Origin of the sequence: Moraxella lacunata, from assembly GCF_002027545.1 — a bacterium.
GTDB classification, from domain to species: Bacteria; Pseudomonadota; Gammaproteobacteria; order Pseudomonadales; family Moraxellaceae; genus Moraxella; species Moraxella lacunata.
Window position 1 is genome coordinate 47,046 of the sequence record NZ_MXAN01000068.1, and the last position, 7,380, is coordinate 54,425.

6 protein-coding genes are annotated in these 7,380 nt (G+C 47.4%); 3 read left to right on the plus strand and 3 right to left on the minus strand.

Annotated elements, in window-relative coordinates; all coding sequences use genetic code 11:
- Nucleotide 1 precedes the first annotated feature (1 nt).
- The 3 genes from B5J94_RS09870 to B5J94_RS09880 form a co-directional block, all read right to left on the minus strand.
- Nucleotides 2-2,875 carry a valine--tRNA ligase gene (locus B5J94_RS09870; RefSeq protein WP_062498350.1) on the minus strand — a complete coding sequence of 958 codons (2,874 nt, stop codon included), beginning with the start codon at nt 2,873-2,875 and terminating at the stop codon, nt 2-4.
- A gap of 92 nt (nt 2,876-2,967) precedes the next feature.
- Nucleotides 2,968-3,312 carry a PIN domain-containing protein gene (locus B5J94_RS09875; RefSeq protein ID WP_062498349.1) on the minus strand — a complete coding sequence of 115 codons (345 nt, stop codon included), beginning with the start codon at nt 3,310-3,312 and terminating at the stop codon, nt 2,968-2,970.
- 211 nt (nt 3,313-3,523) lie between these two features.
- Nucleotides 3,524-3,763: a type II toxin -antitoxin system TacA 1-like antitoxin gene (locus B5J94_RS09880; protein ID WP_062498348.1), complete on the minus strand. Its 240-nt coding sequence runs from the start codon at nt 3,761-3,763 to the stop codon at nt 3,524-3,526.
- 161 nt (nt 3,764-3,924) lie between these two features.
- Between B5J94_RS09880 and lnt the strand changes: the two genes are divergently transcribed.
- The 3 genes from lnt (at nt 3,925) to B5J94_RS09895 (ending at nt 7,366) form a co-directional block, all read left to right on the plus strand.
- Nucleotides 3,925-5,556 (plus strand): apolipoprotein N-acyltransferase, encoded by a 1,632-nt coding sequence (gene lnt, locus B5J94_RS09885; protein WP_373280013.1) that lies wholly within the window; start codon nt 3,925-3,927, stop codon nt 5,554-5,556.
- A gap of 247 nt (nt 5,557-5,803) precedes the next feature.
- On the plus strand, nt 5,804-6,283 hold the full coding sequence (locus tag B5J94_RS09890) for a hypothetical protein (RefSeq protein ID WP_062498347.1): 480 nt from the start codon (nt 5,804-5,806) through the stop codon (nt 6,281-6,283).
- 240 nt (nt 6,284-6,523) lie between these two features.
- Nucleotides 6,524-7,366: a peptide MFS transporter gene (locus B5J94_RS09895; protein ID WP_079364106.1), complete on the plus strand. Its 843-nt coding sequence runs from the start codon at nt 6,524-6,526 to the stop codon at nt 7,364-7,366.
- Nucleotides 7,367-7,380: the final 14 nt, after the last annotated feature.

Below are 7,380 nucleotides of genomic sequence, written 5' to 3' on the forward strand. Positions count from 1 at the left end.
ATTATAGCTCCTTCAACGCCCCCACCTGCTTCTCCACTTCTGCCAATTGCCCATTTAATTCTGCCAATTTCATCTTTTCTGCTTGTACCACCTGAGCGGGGGCTTTGGCGACAAAGCTTTCGTTGGACAGTTTTTTGTTGATGGCATCTGCTTGGGCTTGCAGTTTATCACGCACTTTATTTAGGCGGTTAAGCTCGGCGGTCGGGTCAATCAAGCCTTTCATCGGCACCAGCACTTTTAGCGAACCAATCAAGGCTTGTGATGATAGCGGAATCTCGTCATCATCGCTGACAATGGTTAGCATCTCAACCTTGGCAAGGGCTTTAAACTGGCTTTCAATGCGTGCAAGGCTTGCCTTTTGTTCGTCCGTTACGCCTTGCAGTAGCACAGGCAGACGCACGGCATTGCCCAGTTTCATCTCGCCACGAATGTTTCGCACCGCACCGATAAGGCTTTGTAGCCACGTCATGTCGCTTTCGGCTTGCTCGTCAATGCGTTCATCGTTTGGCACAGGGAACGGAGCGAGCATGATACTCTCGCCTGTCTGCCCAAGCATGGGAGCAAGCGTTTGCCAAATCTCTTCGGTAATAAACGGCATAATGGGGTGCGTCAAACGCAAAGCAACTTCCAGCACCGACAACAGTACACGGCGAATCTCCGCCTTTCGCTCGTCCGATACGCTCTCATCGTTTAGGATAGGCTTGACAAGCTCCACATACCAGTCGCAGTATTCATTCCAAATAAAGTCATAAATCGCTTGGCTCGCCAAATCAAAACGATAGGTCTCAAACGCCAAATTTACCGCTTGTTCGCATTTTTGTAGTCGGCTAACTATCCATTTTTCGGACAGCTCCCACAGCTCGGGGCGGGGCGTGTCGCTGATTGGCTTGCCTTCTACATTCATCAAGACAAAGCGAGTGGCGTTCCAAATCTTGTTACAAAAGTTACGATAGCCTTCCACACGTTTTAGGTCAAAATTGATGTCTCGCCCTGTGTTGGCTAGGCTTGCAAAGGTAAAACGCACCGCATCTGTGCCATAGGCAAGAATGCCTTCGGGGAACTCTTTGCGAGTGGCTTTTTCAATTTTAACGGCATCTTTGGGGTTCATAAGCCCTGTGGTGCGTTTTGCCACCAGACTTTCTAGGTCAATGCTGTCAATCAAATCCAAGGGGTCAAGCACGTTGCCCTTAGATTTACTCATCTTTTGCCCTTCGCTATCACGCACCAAACCATGCACATAGACGGTGTGAAATGGCACTTGTGGCTTGCCGTCCTTGTCCTTGACAAAATGAAGCGTCATCATAATCATACGGGCAACCCAAAAGAAAATGATGTCAAAGCCTGTAACTAGGACGCTTGTGGGGTGAAAGTTTTGTAAAATGGCGTTGTCAAAGTCGGCATCTGTCCCTGTCCAGTCCAGCGTGCTAAACGTCCACAAAGCCGAGCTAAACCAAGTATCCAGCACGTCTTCATCTTGACAAAGTGGGGTGTCGCCCAAGTTATATTTGGCACGCACTTCATCTTCATCACGCCCCACATACACACCGCCATTGTCATCATACCACGCAGGAATGCGATGACCCCACCACAGCTGACGGCTGATACACCAGTCTTGAATATCACGCATCCACGCCATATACATATTGGTATACTGCTCAGGGACGAATTTGATGTCGCCATTTTGCACCGCATCTATGGCAGGCTCGGCAAGGGGGGCGATTTTGACATACCATTGGTCGGTCAAAAGTGGCTCAACAATCACGCCAGAGCGGTCGCCACGGGGGGCTTTTAGGGTGTAAGGTTCAATTTTTTCAAGCCAGTTTTCGTTTTGGGCTTGCTCCACGAGTTTTTTACGAGCGACAAAACGGTCAAGCCCTGCATACTCGACTGGTGCGGTGATGTGGTCGGAAATCTGCTCGCCCACTTTGGCAATAAAGTCAAATTCCGCCTTAACGCACGCATCTTCATCAAAAATATTGATAAGTGGCAACTCGTGGCGTTTACCAAGTTCATAGTCGTTAAAATCGTGGGCAGGGGTAATTTTTACGCACCCTGTCCCAAAGTCTTTTTCTACATAATCGTCCGCCACAATCGGCACTTCACGTCCACTAATCGGTAGGACAATCGTTTTACCGATCAAATGGGCATACCGCTCATCATCAGGGTGTACCGCCACGGCACTGTCGCCAAGCAGGGTTTCGGGGCGTGTGGTCGCCACGACAAGGTAATTTTTACCGTCTTGGGTTGTCAAATTTTTGTCGGCAAAATAATATCTAAAATGCCACAAACTGCCTTGCTCTTCCACGCTTTCTACTTCTAGGTCGGATAGGGCGGTGTGCAGTTTGCAGTCCCAGTTTACCAAGCGTTTGCCACGATAAATCAAGCCTTCATCATGCAAGCGGACAAACACTTCTTTGACCACTTTGGATAAATCATCGTCCATGGTAAAGCGTTCACGAGACCAGTCCACGGACGAGCCAAGACGGCGGATTTGGCGAGTGATGTTACCACCAGACTGCCCTTTCCACTCCCACACTTTTTCAATAAACTTCTCACGCCCCAAATCATGACGGCTGATGCCTTGTAACCCAAGCTGACGTTCCACCACCATTTGCGTGGCGATACCAGCGTGGTCGGTACCTGGTTGCCACAGCGTGTTGTAGCCTTTCATGCGATGAAAGCGGGTGAGTGCGTCCATAATGGTGTTGTTAAAGCCATGTCCCATATGGAGCGAGCCTGTTACGTTTGGTGGGGGAATGGCAATAGAGAAAGATTTTGGCTTATCAAGGGTTGGGCGAAAATAGCCTTTGTCTTCCCAAGTGGTGTACCATTTTTGTTCAAGTTCGGACGGGGTGTAGGTTGTGGGTAGGGTCATGAGAGTACCTTTAAATGCTTTGAATTGAATATAAAATAAAAACCCCTAATTTTACCGTAAAATTGGGGGTTTGGGAAAGGGTATTTTGATTTTCATGGATTAAAAGGGTTAAATAGTGCTAATTTATCAATACCATCAAAATCTTTGATGTTTCTTGGAACAACTGTCAAACCATTGGCAAGGGCAATGCTGGCAATCAATGCGTCTGCCATTAAAATAGGTCTGCCTTGCTTTTGGCGGTCGCTGATGACTTTGGTATAATGCTCGGCACTTTTGGTGCAAAATGACAATGTACGATTTCCAAATAATGCCAAAATCTCATCGGTGGCTTGGGATAGCTGTCGTTTTCTTTTGCCATCAGATAAATTTGCCACGCCATACAATAACTCAGCCTTGGTAATGGTGCTAATAAAAGCCGTGGGGTGCTGATTTACCAACGAATGACATTTAAATTAGGTTCTGGCTTATTTAATTCTGAAATAACATTAGTACACTCTGCAAAATGAAAAAGTGCTACGCTCTCCATTCATGGTGATCCCGTCAAGCCATAAAAGAAACCGACTTTTTGACGAGCTTAGGGCGAATGGTTTCCGTAGTAAAATTAAATTTTGTTAGCTGTATCTAATAAATAGCTGACTGATAAATCATTCATGACTCAATGTGTCTTGGGTGATCGGTGCGTTGCGGTAAACTAAGTTCAGGAAAGTCCGCCTTTGCAAAAATCAGATGAATACGCTCGCCCAAGCCCTGTGCTTGCGGTTTGTCCGTCATGGCTTGTACTGCTTTTTCGTAGGCGCTCATCACGATAAAATCATGCACGCTTTGCCCTTTCTCTTTGGCGACTTGGGCGATGATTTGCTCGGTTTGGGGTGGCAGCTCTATAATCATGGCATTCCCCTTTATTTTGGGTTGTTAGGGTGTATTGTACACTGATTAACTCCCCCTTGGCAATCTTGGCGGTACACTCGGATTGCCCGATTGGGGATGAAAAGATGACATTTACCCCGAAAATTTGCTAAAATAAGCGGTTATTTGCCTTGTTCTTTGTCATGACCCATCAAGCCACTTCCGTCAGCATGCCAGCTTCCCGACTTGCCAAGCGTGCCACTCGCCAAAAAATCACCACCAAAAAACGCCTGCCACTCATCATTCCTGTTCTGTTGTGCCTGATGGTAGGAGCGATGTTCTCACTGTCGCTTGCCCCGTACAAACTATGGACGATAGCCATACTCTCGCCCATGGTGCTATACGCTTGTCTTGTCGGTGAAGATAGGGCGGGGCGTGCGTTTTGGGTGGGGCAGGCGTATGGCTTTGGGCTGTGGGCGGTGGGGGCGTTTTGGCTTTATACGTCCATTCATGAGTATGGCAACATCCCGATGTGGCTTGCTCTTATCATGATAGCACTGATGGCGTTTATCATGGGGCTGTTCCATGCGGTGATGGCGTGGCTGTTTGTGCGTTTTATGGGTCGTCAGCCTTTGGCGTTTGCATCTTTGTGGGTGATACAAGAGTGGATAAAGACATGGCTACTGACGGGATTTCCGTGGCTGTTCGTGGGCTATGCTTTTGCCGATTTGGCGTGGATAAGCTCGCTGGCACCGATGTTTGGCGTATTTGCAATCAGCTTTGTGGCGGTGCTGTTCGGGGCGAGTGTGGTAGAAGTGTTTCGCCAAAAATTAGGGTTTTTGTTCATCAGTGCTTTTTTGGTGTTGTTTGCCATATTGGTGTGGGTCATTGACCCCAAATGGACGACCCCCACGGGCGAGAGATTGTCCATGTCGCTCGTGCAGGGCAACATCCCCCAAGATTTAAAATGGCTAACCGAATACCGCCACGAGACCCTAAACATCTACGCCCAGCTGTCAGAGAGTGAATGGGGGCAGGATGTCGTGGTGTGGCCCGAAGCATCCATTCCCATGTTCCAAGACGAAGCGTGGGCGTTTATCCATGACGTACACACTCATGCTCGCACACAGGGAGCGACATGGGTCATGGGCATTCCTTATCGGGACATAGAGCATTATGACCCTGCCGAGCGAGATTATCCACACCTATATAATAGTGTGTTGGTGTTGGATCAGGACAGTGATGGTTTGTATAAAAAACAAAATCTTGTTCCCTTTGGCGAGTACATTCCTTTTGAGGGGATGCTAAATATTTTGCCTGATTTAGCAGGCATGCAAAACATGATGAGTTATAGTCGTGGTGATGATACCCAAAAACCACTGTTGGTCAAAAATCAGCCCATGGGGCCGGCGGTGTGCTACGAGGTGGCATATCCTGACACCACTCGCAAAAACGCCAAAGACACCCAATTTCTCCTGACTGTCTCAAATGATGCGTGGTTTGGCACAAGTGCAGGCCCTTTGCAACACCTACAAATGGTGCAAATGCGAAGCATAGAGACAGGGCGTTGGTTTGCACGAGCAACCAATACGGGGGTTACGGCATTTATTGATGATAAGGGACGTATCGTCAGTCAAGCACCTTCTTTTGTGCCGACGGTATTGCGTGGGGATGTGCCGATGATGACAGGGACGACACCTTTTATGCGATGGGGCAGTTACCCGATACTGATATTGTGCTTGTTGCTCATCGGGCTTAGCTTTGTCGTCAGACGTCAAAACCTTTATGATGCCAGTCATGAACTGTACTATCAAGGCGATGGCGTGCGAGACTGATGACAAAAAATGTAAAAATTACCCATAATTTTAATATGGGATTGTACAAAATGGTAAAAATTGGTATATAATAGAGAAAAATTTATGTCTTAAAAATAAAACTCATGTAAGCATTTGATGAGTGAATTTTAAAAACTGTAAAATTTTAAAAATTTGACATTTAAAACTTTGTAAAGGTTTTAAAAATCGTATCATTAAATGCCCAAACAAACGGTTAAATCAAACCCATCAACACGACAGGTGATTTATGGCACACGCACACGACGCTTCTGAAAACAACCCAACCAAAGAAATCATCCATGCTTTGATTGGTGTGGTTCTACTTTTGGTTCTCATCGGCGGTATTGCCGTTTTTGCATGGCTACGCCCAGCGGGCAACCATGAGCCTGCAGCCGTCTCAGCCACACCCGCAGGCAGAGCCTTAGACGAACTCATCCAGCAAGAGAACAATCCCACCGATGCCCAAAAGGCAGAAGCCGTGGCAGTAGCGACCGCCCCTGATGCGACCGCAGATACTGCCGCCAGCGACACCGCCGAACAAGAAGCGGCCGAACAAGTTGCCAACTCAGCAGGCGATGCTCAGACCCCCGTCCAAGAAAAGTCAGCAGAAGATCAACCTGTTGCCAGTGACGTGGCGACCAGCGATGCACCACATGAGACCACTGCCGAGAGTGTGGCAGGTGATGATGCCCAAACAGCTCCCAGTGAGCAGGAAGTCACCCAGTAATCTGACAAAACCTTATTTATCATTAAATAAGGTTTTTTATGAATCATGATTTTTATGCAAAAAATTGATAAAACAAACCCCAATCCTAGCTTAAAATGGTAACTCATTGATTGTTCTATCATTATTTGTTGTGGGGGAAAATTGCAATTTACCCTTGATGAGTCAATTATTTATATAAAATTGAGAATGGGGTTAATGTTGCTTGCAAATATCTAAAATCATCATTTTAAGGAAAAAAGCATGGCAAATTCATCGGCAGACACCAACGCAGATGCCCACTTTAAAAAGCTAGACAAAGCATTTTTAGGACATCCCAAGCCCTTGCAAGGGCTATTTTTTGTGGAGATGTGGGAGCGTTTTTCTTATTATGGCATTCGCCCTTTGCTGGTTTTGTTCATGACGACCGCCATCGTCTCGGGTGGTTTTGGTTTTGATGACACGACAGCCGCCGCCATTTATGGGATATTTAGTGGCATGATGTATTTGGTGCCATTGGCAGGCGGATGGTTGGCTGACAACTGGCTTGGACAGGAGCGTTCACTGTGGTGGGGCTGTATCATCATGGCACTGGGGCATTTGGCGATTGGCATGTCGGCATTGCCCATGCTTGGCATGACCATGTTTTTTGTGGGGCTGATTTTATTGGTGCTGGGGACGGGGCTGTTTAAGACGTGTATTGCGGTGATGGTCGGCTCGCTTTATGATGACAAAGATGACAGGCGAGACTCAGGATTTACCGTTTTTTATATGTCCATCAACCTAGGGGCGATGGTTGCCCCGATAGCCACAGGTTATTTTGTGGACAAAGGTCAGTGGCACACAGGCTTTACCATCGGTGGGATTGGCATGCTCATTGCGTTGTTGGTGTATCGTTTTGTCGCCAAAAAATACCTGACCGAATTTGCGAACAGCAAAGGCATGAGTGTCAGCTGGGATAAGCCCAGTCGCCGTGTGGCTCATGTGGGCAAAGTGGTTTTTGCCTTTTTGGTGGCGTTGTGTGGGTTGGTGGTGATGGTAAGTACAGGCGTACTAACCATCAATGCCGTGGCGATTCGTGATGCCATGACGTATCTCATCATCTGAACCGACCCCCAAAT

Coding starts and splice junctions, on each gene's coding strand:
- B5J94_RS09880 (WP_062498348.1), bottom strand. CDS start 3,763: ATGATTATAGAGCTGCCACCCCAAACCGAGCAAATCATCGCCCAAGTC.
- B5J94_RS09870 (WP_062498350.1), bottom strand. CDS start 2,875: ATGACCCTACCCACAACCTACACCCCGTCCGAACTTGAACAAAAATGG.
- B5J94_RS09890 (WP_062498347.1), top strand. CDS start 5,804: ATGGCACACGCACACGACGCTTCTGAAAACAACCCAACCAAAGAAATC.
- B5J94_RS09895 (WP_079364106.1), top strand. CDS start 6,524: ATGGCAAATTCATCGGCAGACACCAACGCAGATGCCCACTTTAAAAAG.
- lnt (WP_373280013.1), top strand. CDS start 3,925: ATGACCCATCAAGCCACTTCCGTCAGCATGCCAGCTTCCCGACTTGCC.